Here is a 16,843-nt window from a genome sequence, read left to right as displayed (position 1 = left end):
ATCTCATAAGAGACTTTGTCTACAGCCTGAGACGAGCTATTGCTCGTCTTTCTCTTTATTGCTATTTAATGCACGGTGACCGATATCTTCTCGGTAGTAAAAATCTCCGTCATTGTATTTGATTTGTTTCATGTGTTTATATACTTTGTTTAACGCTTCTTCGATCGTATTACCGTGGTTACACACCATGAGGACGCGTCCTTTACTTGATATATAACTGCCATCTTCTTTTTGAGATAGACCGCTAACGTACATATGCTCTTTTAAAGATTCAGGGAAATCTAACTCGAGACCGACGTTTTCTTTATATGGATAGTCTTTTGTCGCAAGTACAGCACCTGCCATAAATCCTTTTTTCCACTTCATTTCAAAAGACTCTTTAAGTTTTAACTTTTCGAGCATACTTAAAAAGTCGTTTTCTAACATACTCATTAACACTTGTGCTTCCGGGTCACCAAAACGCGCGTTATACTCTAACACTTTTACGCCGTCAGCTGTATGCATTGCACCTAAAAATAGAACGCCGAAGTATTTCATCCCCTCTTTAACCATCGCATCAACTGTTGGTTTGATAAGGGTGTCAATCGCTTCTTGGCGTACTGAATCGTCAAGGTGTGTGATTGGAGCATATGCTCCCATACCGTCTGTATTCGGTCCGACTCCACGCTTATACGCAGATTTATGGTCTTGAGCGATAATTTCAAACGGATGAAATACATCTTCATTGACGAGTACCATTAACGAAAACTCTTCTCCGTCTAAATATTCTTCGATAATAATCGGCTCGATTTTAGGTGTGTCTTCTCCTCTAAATTGAGCGATATAATCGAGTGCTTCATACGCTTCATCTTGTGACTGTGCGACGACAACTTTCGTGTTGTCACCGAGTCCATCATGTTTAATAACGATTGGATATTCTGATTCTGTTAAATAGTTTTTCGCTTCGTTGTAGTTTGTAAATATTTTATAATCTGCCGTTGGGATATTGTATTTATTAAGTAATTGCTTCGTAAATATTTTTGAAGTTTCTATTTGAGCTTCATGTTTACGTGGACCAAAAACAGTCAGACCATACTCATCGATTAAAAAGTCTGCTAACCCTTTTTCAAGAGGTTCTGGTGGTCCGATAATGACCCAGTCGATTTGTCTTTCGATACAAATACCTGCAATCGCATCAAAGTCATTTGGGTCTACTCTATACATCACTTCACAAATATCATTCATGCCAGCATTACCAGGTATCGCAATGATATTATCTGCAGCTTTCGAGTCCGCTAACATTTTTACGATCGCATGTTCTCTTCCACCGCTACCTATAACTGCTACATTCATTTTACATTCTCCTAAGTTACCTGTTGTACTTCCATTATACAAAAAACGCTTTCAGTTTGAAAATATTATCACGTTTTTAATCCACCTTTGTTTAGTAGAATTTTTCGAAAAAATTTGTAATAATAACAGTAACACGAATATAGGGGGATATTTCATGACAGCAGAATTATTAGACGGTCGCGAAATCGCGAAAGATTACCGTGCAGGTTTACAAGAACAAGTTGAAGCATTAAAAGAAAAAGGAATTACACCAAACTTAACAGTCGTTATCGTTGGTAACGATGGTGCTTCATTATCATATGTAAAATCTAAAAATAAAGCCGCAGAAAAAATCGGTATGTCGTCAGGTATTATTCACTTAGAAGAAGACGCAACAGAAGAAGAAGTATTAGATACAGTACGTCGCTTAAATGAAGACGACAATGTACACGGAATCTTAGTTCAAGTACCACTTCCAAAACAAGTAGATGAAAACAAAGTCCTTGAAGCAATCGCTCCAGAAAAAGACGTCGATGGATTTAGTCCAGTAAACATCGGACGTATGTATACAGAACAAGAAACATTCATTCCATGTACACCACTTGGAATTATGGAATTATTAAAACATACTGGATCACTCGAAGGAAAAGAAGTTGCAGTCATTGGACGCTCACATATCGTCGGGCAACCAGTTTCTAAATTATTAACAAACGAAAACGCAACAGTGACACTGATGCACTCACGCACAAAAAACATGGTCGAAAAATTAAAAGACTATGACGTTGTAGTGTCAGCAGTTGGAAAGCCAGGACTCGTTCACGGAAAAGACCTTAAAGAAGGCGCAATCGTGATTGACGTAGGAAACACAGTCGTCGACGGAAAACTCGTCGGAGACGTCGACTTTGAATCTGCAAAAGAAGTCGCAAGCTACATCACACCAGTACCAGGTGGTGTTGGCCCACTTACAATCACAATGGTATTAAACAACGCACTCATCGCAGCAAAACGCTTAAACAATGTAGAATAAAAAAATGTCCAGCACTCTGCTGGACTTTTTTATGGAAGTGACCCCACTGTTAATGTGACGCCACTGTGTGTCGCGTCAGTGGGTTGTTTTTCTTTTTGGTTATTGTGTGTTTTTACTCATAAAAAGAGATTGTTGTCTTTCTTCGGATTTTATTTAACAAAAATTTTATGATTTTGTTAGATATCCCGATTTATTTAACATATTTCGCCTCGACGCCACTTTTTTTGTTAATTATAAATTTTTATCTAACAAATTCCGGTGCTGCGATCCGATTTTTGTTAATTATCTTGATATATTTAACAGATTAGCAGTTTTTTTGTAAATAAGGGAGGCTCTGAAGGGGCTTTATCCTCTTAAAAGATAAAAATACTCTTTCCGCCCATTTTATTTAACAAAAATATCACGATTCTGTTAGTTATCCCGATTTATTTAACATATTTCGGATTAGCGGGGATGTTTTTGTTAATTATAATTTTTTATTTAACAAATTCCGGTGCTGTGAGCCCGTTTTTGTTAATTATCTTGATATATCTAACAGATCAGCTGAATTTTTGTAAATAAGAGCTACACAGAAGGTTCTTTATCCTTTAAAAAGATAAAAATACCCATCCAGCCAATTTTATTTAACAAAAATATCGCGATTTTGTTAGTTATCCCGATTTATTTAACATATTTCGGATTAGCGGGGATGTTTTTGTTAATTATAATTTTTTATTTAACAAATTCCGGTGCTGTGAGCCCGTTTTTGTTAATTATCTTGATATATCTAACAGATCAGCTGATTTTTTGTAAATAAGAGATGTACAGAAGGTTCTTTATCCTTTAAAAAGATAAAAATACCCCTTCTAGAAATTTTATTTAACAAAAAAATCGCGATTTTGTTAGTTATCCCGATTTATTTAACATATTTCGGATTAGCGGGGATGTTTTTGTTAATTATAAATTTTTATTTAACAAATCCCAGCATTACAACCCGATTTTTGTTAATTATCCCAACATATCTAACAAAAACAAGCAAATTCTGTTAAATAAACGAAGCAAGCCACACCTTCACTCAAGTTGATGCTTTTTTCTTTTCAGATTTCATAGTAAACTATTATTAAGATGTTTGAAGGAGAAATTTGTATGAAAACTGCTTTAATTAAAATTATGATTGGTATTTTACCGACTGCTTTTTCTGCTGATGCATTAGAGCATGCTACGATAGAAGATAATAGCGATAATTCTGTTCAAATTGATAAACTAATCGAGGACTACGACGGCAACTATCCGACGATTTACAACATCGGTGAAGTGAATGTTCAAGTCGGTGATAGCTTTGATCCGCTCGCTGGTGTGTACGCAATTGATTCTAAAGATGATTTAACTTCTGACATTGAAGTATCTGGTGACGTTGATACGAATACTGAGGGTCAGTACGTATTAAATTATAAAGTAACAGCTGAAGACGGGTCATGGTATGAAAACTCTAGACTCGTTACTGTGTCACAAGAGCCGTCGACTGAACTTCCTAAGTCACCTTCAAAAAGTAAAGAAGGTCCACGCGTCACATTTAAAAACGTGAAAGACGTGACAGTTTCTCAAGGCGAGTCGTTTGATCCTAAAAAAGATATCACTGTCATCGACACAGACGGCCATGATATTACTGAAGATGTCTACATCGTTGGAGATGAAGTAAACACTGACAAGCCAGGAGAGTACTATATCGCTTATACAGTCATCGACCGCTTCGGTAAGCCGAACGCGAAAGCCATTACGGTGACTGTCGAATAAAACACTCCCGACAAAACACCACAACACAACAAATACTCAATACACAACAAAAAAGGGTGAGACGCATTTACTACGTCTCACCCTTTAAATTTATTTAAGAGCTTCTTCGATTGCTTTTGTGAAATCATCGAAGTCATCTGGTGTACGGCTCGTCACTAAGTTGTTGTCGACGATGACTGATTTGTCTTCCCAGTCTGCACCAGCGTTAATTAAGTCAGTTTTAACGTTTTTAACTGACGTTAAATTTCTGCCTTTTAATAATCCTGTGTCGATTAAAAACTGTGGTCCGTGGCAAATTGCAAACACTGGCTTATCTGCTTCTAAGAAATGTTTTGCAAATTTTGCTGGTCTATCTTCAGCGTCTCCACGTAAAACGTCTGGTGAGAATCCACCTGGTACGAGAAGTGCTGCGTAGTCTTCAGCATTTGCATCGGCTACTGAAACATCCGCTTCAAATTTTCCGCCTTGCTTACCTTCAACTACTTTACCTTCTGGTGATACGACTTCTACTTCGTATCCTGCTTCTAAAATTGTATCTTTTGGTACTGTGTACTCACTATCTTCTACTAAATCTGTCATTAATACTGCAACTTTTTTAGTCATAAAATAACTGCCTCCTAAATCGTTGTAGTACATATATAACCGAATTTACATACACTTAAACATTAAAACCATAAGAGATAAACCGTCGTGACTGTAATAATCATCGTAATAATCGATAGCGGAACTCCGACTTTAATATAATCGGTAAACTTATATCCCCCTGGCCCGTAGACGATTAAGTTTGTCTGGTAACCAATCGGTGTGATAAAACTACTGCTCGCAGCGATCGTAATCGCAATTACAAATCCAAGATAATGCGTGTTCATCATTTCCGCGACTTCAACAGCAATCGGGAACATAATTACAGCAGCAGCACTATTCGTAATCAGCTCTGTAAATATATTTGTAATCAGATAAAGTGCAGCGAGTAGCGCGAGTACTCCAATTGGTTTAGCGAACATTACGATATGCTCTGCGACAAACGTTGCGAGTCCACTATTCGTAATTGCTTTACCGACTCCAAATGCACTTCCTATTAACAGTATGACGTCAAACTGAATCGAAGTCATCGCATCTCTTGGAGATATAATTTTAAACACGAATAGTATAACGACCATAACAAGCATTGCCTTTAACATCGATAAAATACCAGCAACGACTAATCCGATCATAATACCGAGTAATATTAGAACACCAAATCCTTGACGTTTATTTTGCATAAACTTATCTGGGGGTGTTAAGTTACTCACGATATAAAAGTCATCGCTATACTTATTAACATCTAAAAACGATTCGTCCGCAAGTAATAGTAACGTATCCCCTGCTTTTAAGACGATATCTCCAACTTTTGAGTTGATACGTTTATTGTTACGGTGAATCGCGATAACCCCAGCTTGATAACGCGTTTTAAATCGCGATGTTTTTAGTGTCTTATTTAGAAGAATCGAACGGTGTGAAACTACCGCTTCAATCAGTACGGCCCCTTCAGTTTGAAGGTCTTCAAGCGTGAGTTCACTACCTGTTCTTAACTTTAATCCTTTGACGTCCTTTATATCTCCAATCGCGTCTAGCGTCGCACTAAATATAATACGGTCTCCAGCTTGAATATACGAATGGGCGTTCACTTCAGGGAGTGGTCTTTTATCCCTAATAATTTCAATGATATAAATCCCTTTTATCGCATGTTTTGTCACGTCAATAATCGAATGATTACAATACTCAAAGTCTTCACTTATCTCAGCTTCTGCTAAAAATTCTTTTGCCTCACTTTGAATTTTTTCAGTCGCAGTTAAATGCTCTGGCAGTAACTTGTAACCAACTGTCACGATATATATAAGTCCGAAAATTAAAATCACAATACCGACAGGTGCAAGCTGAAAGAAACTATACCCGTCTTTACCACTAGAGATTAACAACCCGTGGATAATTAAGTTCGTCGACGTACCAATTAACGTGAGCGTACCACCGATAATCGTAATATAAGAGAGCGGGATTAAAAACTTCGACGGACTAAAGCCACGTTTTAACGCCCAGTCTTTAACAATCGGCGTGAGTGCTAATACGATCGGTGTGTTATTTAAAAATCCTGACGACACACCGACTGGCGGTAAAAGTTTTAATAATGCGCCTCTTGGCGTCGTTTTATCGCCGAGTAATTTGTAGACGACTCCTTCTATAATGCCGTGCTTTTCAATCGCACTCGCGACGACAAATAATAATAGTATCGTCATTAAACCTTCGTTACTAAATCCGCTTAGAGCGTCTTCAGTCGAAATGACATTCGTCATCAAAAATATTACTAAAAATAAAAATACGACAAAGTCTGCTCGGCTTACTTCAAACAGTAATAGCGTGAGCATAACAACGACCATGCCGAGTACAAAAAGCATTTCTAACGTCATAGGCATCTTCCTTAAAAAGATTGATTACTTCTATGATGCCGTATTTTATAAAAAAATAAACCACTTGATAAGTTTACCAAGTGGTTTAATAACACATATGTTAATTTTTAACGAATTTGTGTTTAATATTCATCAGCACTTCATATACAATCGGTACGACGATTAACGTCAGTAACGTAGACGATACGAGTCCGCCGATTACAGTAATACCGAGTGCTCTTGAAATTAATATCGATGAATCTCCACCGAAAATAAGTGGCGTTAACGCACCGATCGTTGCGAGTGCTGTCATTAGGATTGGACGGACACGTGTCGATGCCGCTTCAAGTAATGCATCTCGCGTTGAAAGTCCTCTTTCTTCCATATGAATGACTCGGTCGATTAATACGATTGCATTTGTAACTACAATACCGATCAGCATGAGTAATCCAATTAATGCTGGTACGGATAACGTCTCACCTGAAATGAGTAATGCGATAATTACCCCAGTAATTGTAAATGGTAGACTAAATAATATTGAGAACGGTGCAATTCCACCGTGGAATGTTAACACGAGAACGACATATACGATAAGAATCGCGGCTAACATCGCAAGGCCAAGTTGCTGAAAGCTTTCTTCAATATCATCGTTCGTTCCACCAACTTCAACTGTAACACCGTCTTCTACTTCTAGTTTATTCACTTCTTGAATGACTTCAGATGTAACAGTACCGACGTCATTTGATAATATTTTACCGCTCACTGTCGCGTACATATCTCCGTTTAAACGTTTAATTGTATCTTGAGTATCTCCAGTTTCAATCGTAGTAAACTCACTATACTTCACGTCTTTACCGAGTGGAGATTTAATCGTATTATTTTTTAAATCGTCTTCTGTCCAGTTCTCTTTTTTATCGTGCTTTAAGATGACTTCTTGTGTTTTACCTACTTCACCGACTTCAGTCACGACTTGTTTCGGTTCGTATTGGTTTAACTCCATCGCGATTTGACCTGCAGTTAACCCGAGTTTTGCTGCCTTTTCTTGGTCAACGACGATACGATACTCTGTATACGAATCACTGACATCGGATTTGACATTAGATAATTCTTTGTGCTCACTTAAAACAGCTTCTACTTCTTCAGATGCTGCTTTAATTTTATCGAAGTCTGTACCTTTAATTGTTACTTTGACTTCGTTAGACGCACCACCTGTTGCGACATCGATACTCGACCACGTACCTTTATGGTCAAATTGTTCGAGTTTTTCTAACACTTTTGCAGATTCTTCTTCGAAGTTCTCTGTATCAGATTTATACTCGACCATCATCGCCATATCATTCGATGCGACTGGGTTAAATGGATTATCTCCTCCAGCAGAATATTGAATGTTCGTCACGTCACTATTTTTCTTAAGTTCTTGTTCAGCCTCCTCACCATGTTTCACGACTTCTTCGATCGTTTCACCTGGTGACGGTTTATATGTGAGTGCTAAAAACTTATCTTCACCTGTTGAAATAAAGCTCGTTCCAACAAATGGTGTTAACGCTAAACTTCCAACAAAAATGACAACAAGGACGATGCTAGAAATCACTTTGTGTGATAGTGTCCACTCTAAAATCTTTCTATAGCTATCTGCGATACGGTTTTTCTTATGATGTGGTTTGACTTTCACACCTTTTCTAAAGAAGAAGTGCGCAAGCATCGGTACAATCGTGATTGCAATTAAAAGTGACGCAAGTAGTGCAAATACGACTGTTAACGCGAACGGTTTAAAGATCTGACCGACTTCACCCGTAATAAATGCAAGTGGTACGAATACGACAATCGTTACAATTGTCGACGACATAATCGGGATAAACATTTGTTTTGTCGCAGCTGTAATCAGTTCACGACCCTGCAACGTTTCATCCTCTTTCGTAAGTCTTCGGTATATGTTTTCTATAACGACGATCGAGTCATCGATGACACGCCCAATTGCGACAGTCATTGCACCGAGTGTCATGATGTTAATCGAAACGTCGAGTTGTTTTAAAATAACAAATGCCATTAAAATCGACATTGGAATCGACACGACAGAAATTAACGTCGACTTAAAGTCTCTTAAGAAGAGTAAAATAACGATTACTGCAAAAGCTGCTCCGAGGAGTGCTTTTTCGAACATCGTTTTAATTGAATCTTCAATCGGCTTTGCTTGGTCCATCATTAAAACTGCGTCGATATCTTTGTTATCTTTTAAAAACGTATCGACTGTTTCTTTAATTTCATTCGCAACTGCTACTGTGTTCGCATCGTTAGATTTTACAACTTGTATCGCAAGCGAGTCTTTACCATTTGTTTTAGAAATAGACTCTCTTTCTGATACCGTATTAATTTCTGCAACGTCTTTTAATTTAACTGTTTTCAGTCCTGCATCTAACGCTTTTTGTTCCATTTCTTTTTGGAATTCTTCACGCTCAGCGTCACTCATTGCAGCAAGTTTCATTTTCGTTTCATCGTCAATTTCAGGTGCTTCAGGTTCTCCAGCTGGTATGTTTAACTCTTTTAACTCCTCTACCGTATTAAAACGACCATCGATTAAAATAGAACGGAGTTCATCGTCAAACGTATATAATCCGAGCGGGAAATCATTTGACGTTCCCGAAATAAATTGTAAGACATCATCTTCTTTTAAATCATGCTTTTTTAATGCTGCTTCATCGAAAGAAAGCTCGACTCTTTCGATTTGTTGACCTGAAAATGACGCACTTGATACGCCTTCGACTCCTTCAATTTCAGGTATTAAATCTTCTTCTAAACGCTGTGTTAAATCTTTAAGATCATTGTCTTTTTCGGTAAATGAATAACTGATAATTGGGAATGTATACATCGAAATCGTATCTATACTAGATGACTCCACACCGTCTGGTAAATCTAATTCATCAATTATCGTTTCGACTTCGTCAGTCGCCTTATCCATATCCGTACCGTAATCATAAATCACAGTGATTGCAGACGCATTTTGCAGCGACTGACTTTGAATATCTTCGACACCTTCCATCGATTTTACACGTGACTCTATTTTTTCTGTCACGTCATTTAATACCGTCTCTGGCGTCGCACCTGGATACGGTGTTGTGATTGTCAGCACTGGCGAGTCGATGTCCGGTAACATTTCCATCTTCATTTTTGAAGCGGAATACACTCCACCAAGCGTGATGATAATCGTCATTAATACGATCGCGAGTTTGTTTTTAATCGAGAAATCTACAATTCTTTTTACCACATTTGCACCTCTTTATTTATTTCAATATGTATTTCTAATTGATAAAAAGCCAAAGGGCAACGTTACGATATCCCCTTGGCAAATGTTAGTCTTCATTCGTCGGTATCAATTCACCTTCAACGACTGCTTTAATTGTCGGCTCTAAAAATTCGATGACGTCTCTAAACGGTATTTCTACTTTTGGTGTTCCCATCGCACTACTTCCAATTTCGTTTTGATCATAGTGGAACTGTACGACGTCTCCTTTAAAGTCAACATTCGAAAACGTCTTTGAAATATCCATCGTTCGATCTTCTAATTTTTTCGCGTCATAATACGGTGCATACGCCGGATTATCACGAATCGCCTGATCTAATCGTTTAAATAACGGCTCTCGTGATGATTGACCGATGTTAAACAAGTTGTCGCTTATAACCGCTTCACCACTCGCGGTATTCACTACAAGTACACCGTGAATCGAGTATTCCGTATCTTTAGAAAGCTTAACAACTCTCGTAATGTTAAACATGTAAATATCGCCTCTAACATCATGTGCGTTAAAAACAATCTTTAACGATGAATCCATATGCTCATCATCATCTTTAACAATATCTATGAAATCATCGAACTCCTTATTACGTGCACCTTCGATCTTTTTATCGATACGTTCCACACCAAAATGTGGGTAGTGAATTTCAACGTTATAATCATTCGCAACAAATTTCATATTATCAAAATCTTGATTATTTGGATGTTCTTTATATACAACACCATGCTTTAACTTAATCGGCTCATTCGTAGCCGAACATCCAACGAGTATAAAAGCAAAAATCATGAACAGTGAAAAGAGGCCAAAACGCTTCATATAAATGCCTCCAATGTTGTTTATATTATAATTGTAGCAAAGCCACGATGAAATTAAAAAGAATATCGACTCATGTTTTTAGTAATTGTTTGGTCATTTTTGAATTCACAAATAATATAGTGTAAAATTTTAGTAAATCATCGAAATAAATAAGTGGAAGGTGTTATTTATGATTTACGCTGGTATATTAGCTGGAGGAATTGGATCAAGAATGGGGAATGTTCCTCTCCCAAAACAATTTTTAGATTTAAATGATAAACCAATTATTATCCATACAGTGGAGAAGTTTATTTTAGAAAATGATTTTAATAAAATTATTATTGCAACTCCTGAAAAATGGATCGGACATACAAATGATATTCTCTCTAAACATAATATCAACTCAGATAAAGTAATCGTAATAAAAGGTGGAGAAGATCGTAATGAAACGATTATGAACATCTTAGACTACATCGATGAACATCACGGTACAAATGATGACGATATTATCGTAACTCATGATGCGGTAAGACCATTTTTAACACATCGCATTATTAAAGAAAATATTCAATTAGCAAAAGAATATGGTGCTGTAGACACGGTTATAAGTGCGATTGATACCATAGTGACTTCAACAGATGGTAAAACAATTTCAAGCATCCCTGTCAGAGATCATATGTATCAAGGTCAAACTCCACAATCTTTTAACATAAAGTTATTAAAAGAAAAATACAGTTCACTTTCAGAAGAACAGAAAAACATTTTAACTGATGCTTGTAAAATTATTGTCGAACAAGGTGGAGAAGTTCGCTTAGTAGACGGTGAATTATTTAACATTAAAGTCACAACACCATACGACTTAAAAGTTGCGAATTCAATTATTAAGGGTGGTATAGCAGATGATTAATCAAATTTATCAGTTAGTATCTCCTAGACAGTTTGAAGTAACTTATACAAATAAAGATATTAACTCAAATAAAGTGGTTGTAAGACCAACATATTTATCTATATGTGCTGCAGACCAACGTTATTACACAGGTACACGTGGCGAACAAGCAATGAGAGAAAAGCTACCAATGGCTTTAATTCATGAAGGTGTTGGAGAAGTTGTTTATGATAGTAAGGGGCAATTTAAAGTCGGCACAAAAGTATTAATGGTCCCTAACACTCCAACAGAAGTGGATGAAGTAATTGCAGAAAACTACTTAAAATCTAGCAAGTTCAGATCTAGTGGTTATGACGGTTTTATGCAAGACTATGTCTTTTTAGATCACGATCGTGCTATTGTTTTACCTGACGAAATGGACTTCAGTACTGTTTCTTATTCTGAATTAGTTTCAGTAAGCATACACGCAATCGATCGCTTTAAAAGAAAATCTATTTCAAATACATCAAGTTTCGGAATTTGGGGAGATGGCAACCTTGGTTATATAACTGCCATTTTACTCAGAAAAATATATCCCGATGCTAAAATTTACGTGTTCGGGAAAACGGAGTATAAGTTAAGCTACTTTTCATTTGTCGACAAGACTTTTTATATAGATGAAATCCCTGAGGATTTAACTTTTGATCATGCATTTGAATGCGTCGGAGGACGTGGTAGTCAAAGCGCAATTGATCAAATCATTGATCATATAAATCCTGAAGGCTCAATAGCATTGTTAGGTGTTAGTGAGCATCCTGTCGAAATAAATACAAGAATGGTATTAGAACGTGGACTTACACTCATCGGTAGTAGTCGTAGTGGTGCAAAAGACTTTCAAGCAGTTGCTGATATTTATCGACAGCATCCAGATATTGTAGATAAACTATCATTATTAAAAGGAAAAGAATTTACAGTTCGCACAATTGATGACGTTACAGCTGCTTTTGAAGCAGATCTATCAACATCATGGGGTAAAACAGTCATGAAATGGGAAATCTAAATTAACGAGGTATAAACATGAAAGAACGCAAGGTTGTAATTGAAAATATTAGATGGGAACGCGTGCAATTCTTTATAGAAGGACGCTTCTTAGATGGAGATTTTTCATCTCCAGAATTCTATTTAAGAAATCTAGATGAATCGAAAGTAATGACTGCCAATGAGGTCAACATCGAGGGGGATAAGTTCTCTGCACGATTTTCTTTATCTAACATAAATAATGGTAATTACTTACCAGAAGATGATTATTTAATAGTCGTTGAAGATGAATATACGTACATTGCTCAAACTTCAGAGACACTTCTAGATGCTTCAAAACTTGAACTGACAAATGACGAACAAGAAACATTAAATGAGATTATAGAATTAGGCGATGAGAATACTATTCATAATTTTGTCTTATCATATTATGGAAAAGAGTTTAAACGAAGTGGAACTTCAAAAAGTACAGTTTATACTGTAACTCCAATGTTATCTACAGAAGTCAACGAGTTCTTACTTTCAATATCTTTTAAACAACCAAAAGAAAAATTGGATTTCTATGAAGCAACAATGAAAAGTATTCGTAGAAATTATAATAAAACATCATTCTCAATCAGGGATTTTATATTCCATCTCATCTTTAACTGGTCAAAATATAGAAACAAAAATAATACGAAAGATGTATTATTTACATCAGACTCAAGAGCAGAAATGTCTGGAAATTTCGAATATATTTTTAGAGAGATGATTCGACAAGATAAAGATAAGGAGTATAATATTCACCAACAATTTAAACGCCATATAACGGATCGAAGAAACTTTTTTGACAAGTTTAAATTCCCCTACCTACTGGGTAAATCTAAATACATCTTTGTGGATGACTTTCATCCAATGATATATAGAGTCAATTTTAGAAAAGATCAGGAAATCATCCAAGTATGGCATGCGGTCGGTACATTTAAAACATTTGGCTATAGTAGAGTTGGTAAATCAGGTGGTAATTTCTTTAATACGCGTTCTCATAGAAACTATACAAAAGTATATGTTTCCGCAGAGAATGATATTCCATATTATGCTGAAGCATTTGGTATTAAAGAATCTAATGTCATTCCAACTGGAGTTCCAAGAACGGACATATTCTTTAATGATAAATATGAGAAAAAAGTAACGAAGGAATTATATTCTATTTACCCACAAATTAAAGATAAACAAGTGATTCTTTTTGCACCTACTTTTAGAGGTAATGGTCATAATTCTGCTTATTATCCGTTCTTTAAAATAGATTTCGCAAAATTAGCGAAATACTGTGAAGAATCAAACTCAGTCGTACTGTTTAAAATGCATCCATTTGTAAGAAACAAACTAAAATTCCCTAAGAAATACAATAAGTATTTCATCGATATATCAAGCTACAGGGAAGTAAATAACATTTTATTTATTACAGACATTTTAATCAGTGATTATTCGTCATTAGTATATGAGTTCTCTTTATTCAAGAAGCCAATGCTGTTTTATGCATATGACTTAGAAGATTACGTTTCTAAAAGAGACTTTTACGAAACTTATACAGACTTCGTACCAGGAAAAATTGTACAAGATTTCGATGAGCTGATTACATCTCTATATAACAAAGATTTCGAGGAAGAAAAAATTACTAACTTTATAAATAAACACTTCAAATATACAGATGGTCGATCAAGTGAGCGTCTTGTTAATGACGTGTTTAATAAAGAAAAGTAATGACACCTCATACCCTAAAGCTATCAAGGAGATCTTATGAAAAAAGTTAGTTTCTGTATTCCTGTATACAATCGAGTAAATAAAATTGACAAATGCATTCTATCATTAATCAACCAGACTGAGCCTGAAGAAAATTATGAAATTATAGTTGTTGATGACTGTTCTACAGATGGAACATTCGAAAAAGTTAAAAGCATTTTTGAAGAAGAAGAATTCAAAAACTATAAGCTGTTAAAACTTGATGAGAACTCTGGTAATGCTAGTATTCCAAGAAACACAGCAGCTGAACACGCTGAAGGAGAATATTTGTTTTTTGTAGATTCTGATGACTTTGTTGCAAAAGAGCTAGTAACTCACCTATATGATTTTGCTAAAACAAACAATTCAGATATCATCTACCCTAAGTATGTGAAAGGCAATGAAGATAACATCAAAGGTAACGTACCGAGATCATTTGCCAAGCATGGATCATTAGGTAATGCAGATATTATCGAGAATAATATGCTAACTGCCTTATCCGTACTTAAAGCTTTTAAAAGATCAGAGTGGGATCGGTTAAATTTAAAATTTGACAAAGATGTCTTGATTGGCGAAGACATGCTCGTGACAGCACGATTTCTTTTTAACACAAAAGTTCATAGTATATTAGCTGATCAGCCTTATTATTATATCGTACATCATACAGATGACCGGTTAACCTCAAGTAAGCAGTCTAAAAACAGGACGTTTGAAAATTATAAAGAAATCTTAAATATAATTTATGATGGTGAACTTGGTGACCAAGAGTTTAAAGATCGTGCTGCTGCTGCTTTTGTAGATAGAATAATGAATTTTGGTATTGGAAACACACTTAATTATTTAATCCATATCCATAAGACAAAAGTCCACAATGACTGGCTAGAACTGTTTGCTGACTTGTTCAATAGCTCTTTCCCAGAAAGGGCCGAAGAATATGTAAACGATCGCTTTTATAACCGATTAAGGGCTTATCGTCAAAAAGATGGTAATGCTGTACTATTAGCGTATAAAGCTGAATTGCAACAATTAAAAATAGATGAATTAGAAAGAAAAATAAATGCATTAACAAAAAAAGATAATTCATTTATAAACCGAAACAAAAAGAGAGTAAAACGTAAATTAAAAAGCGTCGCAAAAAAAGTGTATTATAAAATAAAATAATAAATGCCCTTCTGTATATTTTTAAAAATACAGAAGGGCTCTTTTATTTTACTATGAATTTATTCACTTTCTTTTGTATATTTCGCATTCAACCAAACTTGTTCATTATCAATTATTGCTTTATACCATATATTACGACCGATGAACCACGTTTCAATGACACGTATCTCTGTATCAGTGAGTTTCTTTAAGTCTCCAAATGCAGAGTTTTTCTTACCGCCCCATGGCATGTAGAATGCACTACCTTCACCGTTCAATATGACATGCTTATTATCTTGGTCTATTAAAGAAAATGTATGTGATTGAATGTCTTTTTCTTTCATCCAACCAATGACTCCATCTTCTGCACTTCGTGAAGTCGATAATAAATAATACTTCTCAAATCTATAATTTGCTGATCGGGTAATATAATATACATGATGTTTAAAGTCATTAGATGATTTTACATTCTCTCTACTATTTGGTGCTTCATATACAGATGATTTACCACCTCTAATATGGCCTAATCTACTTTCCATGTGAAGTTCATAATCATCTTTTTCTGTAATGTACTCATCTGTTTGAGAATAGATTACCGTATTACCTATTTCTTGTTTATTATCTGTTGTGGCTGGAGACGATAATATATTATTACGGTATTCATCGCGTTCTTTCTTTGTCATCTTTTGCCATTTTCTTAAATATCTTTCATACATGCCGAGAACTTCATTCGTTTCACCATATGCTTTAACACGACCAAATTCTAACCAAAGTATTTTGTTACAAAATTGCTTCATTTGACCGAGCGAGTGCGAGACGAAAATCATCGTCTTTCCTTGCTCTTTAAACTCTTTCATCTTCTGTAAACTTTTCTCAGCAAATGCCTTATCACCAACTGACAGTGCCTCATCGATAATGAGTACATCAGGATCCACACTTACTGAAATTGCAAAACCAAGTCTAGACCTCATACCACTAGAGTATGACTTTACTGGCTGATCAATAAATTCCCCTAGCTCTGAAAATTCGATTATTTCTGGCTCTAATTCTTTAATTTCCTGTTTACTAAATCCGAGCATTAAACATTTTAACTCAATGTTCTCTCTGCCTGTTAAATTGTTATTGAGTCCTGCAGCAACTGCAATTAAAGCAACATCACCACGGGTATGTACCTCTCCTTTTGTTTCGGGTACAATTCCTGCGATAATATTAGATAATGTTGATTTACCAGATCCATTTGTTCCAATAAATCCAACAACATCACCTTCATATGCTGAAAAACTCACAGAATCTAGTGCATAAAAAGCTTTTCCATATTTTTCTTTATTAAACAAATTTAAAAACTTTTCTTTAGAGTCATTGAACAACGTATATTTTTTTGAAACATCTTTTACTTCTATAACTTTCTCCATATTATCCA

12 protein-coding genes are annotated in these 16,843 nt (G+C 35.7%); 6 read left to right on the top strand and 6 right to left on the bottom strand.

The window, feature by feature from the left end; translation table 11 throughout:
* Window positions 1–36: 36 nt before the first annotated feature.
* Window positions 37–1,332, bottom strand: a complete 1,296-nt coding sequence (gene purD, locus HMPREF3029_RS02460) for a phosphoribosylamine--glycine ligase (protein ID WP_070709547.1) — start codon at window positions 1,330–1,332, stop codon at window positions 37–39.
* Window positions 1,333–1,486: 154 nt separating this feature from the next.
* Here purD and folD point away from each other — a divergent pair, with 154 nt between their 5' ends.
* Both folD and HMPREF3029_RS02450 read left to right on the top strand, forming a co-directional pair.
* Entirely contained in the window at window positions 1,487–2,338 is an 852-nt protein-coding gene (gene folD, locus HMPREF3029_RS02455; RefSeq protein WP_040929293.1) for a bifunctional methylenetetrahydrofolate dehydrogenase/methenyltetrahydrofolate cyclohydrolase FolD, read from the top strand.
* 1,125 nt (window positions 2,339–3,463) lie between these two features.
* Window positions 3,464–4,111, top strand: a complete 648-nt coding sequence (locus HMPREF3029_RS02450; protein WP_068127983.1) for an immunoglobulin-like domain-containing protein — start codon at window positions 3,464–3,466, stop codon at window positions 4,109–4,111.
* 90 nt (window positions 4,112–4,201) lie between these two features.
* Here the strand turns inward: HMPREF3029_RS02450 and HMPREF3029_RS02445 are convergent, their stop codons facing one another.
* From HMPREF3029_RS02445 to HMPREF3029_RS02430, 4 genes are all read right to left on the bottom strand, one after another.
* Entirely contained in the window at window positions 4,202–4,714 is a 513-nt protein-coding gene (locus tag HMPREF3029_RS02445) for a type 1 glutamine amidotransferase domain-containing protein (protein ID WP_068127980.1), read from the bottom strand.
* Between the two features lie 62 nt (window positions 4,715–4,776).
* A complete protein-coding gene (locus tag HMPREF3029_RS02440) occupies window positions 4,777–6,555 on the bottom strand; it encodes an SLC13 family permease (RefSeq protein ID WP_070622699.1) in 1,779 nt (592 codons plus the stop codon).
* Between the two features lie 100 nt (window positions 6,556–6,655).
* Window positions 6,656–9,796 (bottom strand): efflux RND transporter permease subunit, encoded by a 3,141-nt coding sequence (locus HMPREF3029_RS02435; RefSeq protein ID WP_068127973.1) that lies wholly within the window; start codon window positions 9,794–9,796, stop codon window positions 6,656–6,658.
* An 85-nt stretch (window positions 9,797–9,881) separates the two neighbouring features.
* The gene (locus HMPREF3029_RS02430) at window positions 9,882–10,640 is read right to left on the bottom strand and encodes an RsiV family protein (protein ID WP_070709545.1); all 759 of its coding nucleotides are present in this window, start codon (window positions 10,638–10,640) and stop codon (window positions 9,882–9,884) included.
* A gap of 169 nt (window positions 10,641–10,809) precedes the next feature.
* Between HMPREF3029_RS02430 and HMPREF3029_RS02425 the strand changes: the two genes are divergently transcribed.
* The 4 genes from HMPREF3029_RS02425 to HMPREF3029_RS02410 are packed head-to-tail and all read left to right on the top strand — an operon-like array spanning window position 10,810 to window position 15,444.
* Complete coding sequence (locus HMPREF3029_RS02425) at window positions 10,810–11,526, top strand: D-ribitol-5-phosphate cytidylyltransferase (RefSeq protein ID WP_068127968.1); 717 nt, start codon at window positions 10,810–10,812, stop codon at window positions 11,524–11,526.
* Complete coding sequence (locus tag HMPREF3029_RS02420; RefSeq protein ID WP_068127965.1) at window positions 11,519–12,544, top strand: ribitol-5-phosphate dehydrogenase; 1,026 nt, start codon at window positions 11,519–11,521, stop codon at window positions 12,542–12,544. Before HMPREF3029_RS02425 ends, HMPREF3029_RS02420 begins: the two co-directional genes overlap by 8 nt.
* Before the next feature lie 17 nt (window positions 12,545–12,561).
* Window positions 12,562–14,265 carry a CDP-glycerol glycerophosphotransferase family protein gene (locus HMPREF3029_RS02415; protein ID WP_070709542.1) on the top strand — a complete coding sequence of 568 codons (1,704 nt, stop codon included), beginning with the start codon at window positions 12,562–12,564 and terminating at the stop codon, window positions 14,263–14,265.
* Window positions 14,266–14,301: 36 nt separating this feature from the next.
* The gene (locus HMPREF3029_RS02410) at window positions 14,302–15,444 is read left to right on the top strand and encodes a glycosyltransferase family 2 protein (protein WP_068127960.1); all 1,143 of its coding nucleotides are present in this window, start codon (window positions 14,302–14,304) and stop codon (window positions 15,442–15,444) included.
* A gap of 59 nt (window positions 15,445–15,503) precedes the next feature.
* On the opposite strand, the gene tagH is transcribed toward HMPREF3029_RS02410, so the two are convergent.
* Window positions 15,504–16,835 (bottom strand): teichoic acids export ABC transporter ATP-binding subunit TagH, encoded by a 1,332-nt coding sequence (gene tagH / locus HMPREF3029_RS09700; RefSeq protein ID WP_070623324.1) that lies wholly within the window; start codon window positions 16,833–16,835, stop codon window positions 15,504–15,506.
* Window positions 16,836–16,843 lie beyond the last annotated feature (8 nt).

It is taken from the genome of Nosocomiicoccus sp. HMSC059G07, from assembly GCF_001815515.1.
GTDB lineage: Bacteria > Bacillota > Bacilli > Staphylococcales > Salinicoccaceae > Nosocomiicoccus > Nosocomiicoccus ampullae_A.
This window is presented reverse-complemented; position numbering and strand designations above follow the sequence as displayed.